Raw genomic sequence first — 1490 nt, 5'->3', positions numbered from 1 at the left:
ATCTTTTCAGTGGTCGATGGAGGTGTCGCGGCTGACACCAGGATCAAAAGATCGCAGCCTGCGGCAGCTCCTACGGTGGCGGGGGTGCCGCAAATCCCGTGTAGGCGCTGGCGAAGCCTGCGATCTTTTCAGTGGTCGATGGAGGTGTTGCGGCTGACGCCAGGATCAAAAGATCGCAGCCTGCGGCAGCTCCTACGCTAGGCGGGGTGTCCGCAAATCCCGTGTAGGCGCTGGCGAAGCCTGCGATCTTTTCAGTGGTTGGGGCGCAGCTTTCGACAGTTCCTACAGGGCCACGTCTACGCACCACTCTGCCGCAGGCAGCGATTTTTTGACGTCTTCACAAGCTGCCACCGCGCCGATTACCAGGATAGCCGGGCTTTTCAACTGGAAGGCGAGGGCATCTTCCTGCATGGCGGTCAGATCGCTCCGACATTCCCGTTGATGCGGCAGCGAAGCGTTTTCGATCATCGCCACCGGCGTATCCGCCGCCATTCCACCAGCCAGCAGTTGCTCGCGAATTTCGCTGAGCTTGGCCACGCCCATGTAGATCACCAGCGTCGTACCGCCCTGGGCCAGGGCCTGCCAGTTCAGGCTACTGTCGTCTTGAGTGTGGGCGGTTACCAGGGTTACGCCACGGCTGATGCCACGCAACGTCAGCGGGATATTGCATTGCGTCGCTCCGGCCAGGCCGGCGGTGATGCCATTGACCATTTCGACTGCAATCCCGTGGGTCCTGAGCCATTGCGCTTCTTCACCGCCACGTCCGAAAATGCACGGGTCACCGCCCTTGAGTCGCACCACGCACTTGCCTTGGCGGGCATAACGCAGCATCAGCCGATGAATGAACTCCTGCGGCGTGGAGCGACAGCCGCCGCGTTTGCCGACGGCAATGATGCGTGCCTGTGGGCAATGGGCCAGGACGGCCTCGTTGACCAGATCATCGATCAGCACCACATCGGCTTCGCCCAGGGCGCGCACCGCTTTGAGGGTCAGCAATTCGGGATCGCCAGGACCTGCGCCCACCAGCCAGACTTTTGCGCTCATGTTCTATTCCTCACGAAGTGACGGCTATCGGTTGGGCAGTAGCGGCCAACAGACGCTTGATTTCCGGTACGCAGGAGCCGCATTGAGTGCCGCAGCCCAGTTCTTGTTTCAAGCCATTGAGATCCAGGCCGCGGCGGATACCGGCGCAGACTGCGTTTTGGCTGACGTTTTTGCAGTTGCATAAGGTCTTATTGGCGGACGGGTCGCTGGTCGCGCTACCCGGCGGGGTGCTCAGCGGCGCCAGCAGCCAGCGGCGCAATTGTTCGTCGGCTGTGCCCTCGAGCCACAGGCTTTGCAGCCAATGCCGGGCGAGGGTTTCACCGGCCAGGCGGATGGCGGTGATGCGTCCGCTCTCGATCCGCACTCGCTTGCCAATGGAGCGCCGTGGGTCGTCATAGGCCAGTACTGGTCCTTCGTTAAGCCCCAGCTGTTGATCGATGTCCCTG

2 protein-coding genes are annotated in these 1490 nt (G+C 61.7%); both read right to left on the bottom strand.

What is annotated here, in order from left to right; all coding sequences use genetic code 11:
* Positions 1-282 precede the first annotated feature (282 nt).
* A complete protein-coding gene (gene cobA, locus F8N85_RS34155) occupies positions 283-1044 on the bottom strand; it encodes a uroporphyrinogen-III C-methyltransferase (protein WP_150804837.1) in 762 nt (253 codons plus the stop codon).
* Between the two features lie 10 nt (positions 1045-1054).
* A partial coding sequence (locus tag F8N85_RS34150) for a bacterioferritin-associated ferredoxin (protein WP_191636323.1) occupies positions 1055-1490 on the bottom strand: 436 nt, incomplete at its 5' end.

This window comes from Pseudomonas fluorescens (assembly GCF_902497875.1).
In the GTDB taxonomy this organism is placed as follows: Bacteria; Pseudomonadota; Gammaproteobacteria; order Pseudomonadales; family Pseudomonadaceae; genus Aquipseudomonas; species Aquipseudomonas fluorescens_BR.
The sequence above is the reverse complement of the archived record's forward strand: the minus strand, read 5'-3'. Positions and strand labels throughout refer to the sequence as shown.

What these genes read in the sequence shown, in the direction of transcription:
- cobA (WP_150804837.1), bottom strand. Translation starts at nt 1,044, where the DNA reads ATGAGCGCAAAAGTCTGGCTGGTGGGCGCAGGTCCTGGCGATCCCGAA.